General features: G+C 58.8%; 1 tRNA gene and 1 pseudogene. One reads left to right on the forward strand and one right to left on the reverse strand.

What is annotated here, in order from left to right:
• A pseudogene (locus tag P4L78_RS21595) lies at positions 1–277 on the forward strand (hypothetical protein); the annotation flags it as partial.
• Positions 278–971: 694 nt separating this feature from the next.
• Here the strand turns inward: P4L78_RS21595 and P4L78_RS21600 are convergent.
• A tRNA-Gln gene (locus P4L78_RS21600) sits at positions 972–1,046 on the reverse strand.
• Between the last annotated feature and the right edge of the window lie 62 nt (positions 1,047–1,108).

Raw genomic sequence — 1,108 nt, forward strand, 5'->3', positions numbered from 1 at the left:
CCATATTCGCAGCGCGCTGGTTCAACTGCGCACGCCCCCGGCGCTGCGTGGTCGGGTCGGTGCGGTAAACGGCATCTTCATCAGCAGTTCCAACCAGATCGGGGCGTTCGAGTCCGGGGTGACGGCAAGTTGGCTGGGGCTGGTTCCTGCGGTGGTCGTCGGGGGGGCGGCAACGATCTTGACCGCGACCATCATCGCCGTCGCGTTCAAGACGCTCCGGCAGATTGACCGGCCGCATACAATGGATGAGCGCACGGACAGTCATCACCAGACCTGATCTCAACTGGTGGATGGACAGATCGCAGTTGCGGGTTCCTCTGGCACCTGTTCGTGCGCGCTCCCTGGACATGCGGAGAGTGGCCACAATTTGCTCTCCGTCCGCCTGATGTATCCGCGATATGTAGATACCATATTGGTTGCAATTGATATTACATAGACATTGAGGCTTGCGTTCCTCGTCTTCGAACACTTGGATGGCAAAAGCTGCCACGTCGCCCAATTCGTCACCCGTCGGCATGGGTGGCCGTGACGCCAACGGCACAGGGCAGGACATCGTCGTGACGGCGACCTCGCGGTCGGAGTCGATCCAGACCGTGCCGATTGCCATTACGGCTTTTCAGGCAGAGAACCTGAAGCAGCGCAATATCACCGGCATAAGCGTGCTTGGCAGTCTGACGCGGGTCTCGATGGTCTGCATTTTCACGACATTCGCGGGACGAGTTGCACGATGCTTGCCGATGCCGGCGGCACCCCGTCGGAAATCGCTGCAATGTCGGGTTGGACGATCCGAACCGTCAAGGACATGCTCGACCGATACCAGGCGCTAACTGCTGTCCAGAGCAATTCTGCGGTCGCCAAACCGGAGTCGCGACAGGCCCATTCGGAATGAACCGCACCCTGAAGTGCAGAATGAACTGCGGAACGCTGTGGGTAACTATTTTTCAAAGGGTATTTTATGCTTTTAAAGCAATTGGCTGGGGCGGCAGGATTCGAACCTGCGGATGCCGGTACCAAAAACCGGTGCCTTACCACTTGGCGACGCCCCAACGAGGCCTGCGCATATAACGGGCGCGGCGCAGATGAAAAGAGGGATTGTCGGGCGGATTCA

The sequence above is a fragment of the Silvimonas sp. genome (assembly GCF_031291215.1).
Classification (GTDB): domain Bacteria; phylum Pseudomonadota; class Gammaproteobacteria; order Burkholderiales; family Chitinibacteraceae; genus Silvimonas; species Silvimonas soli.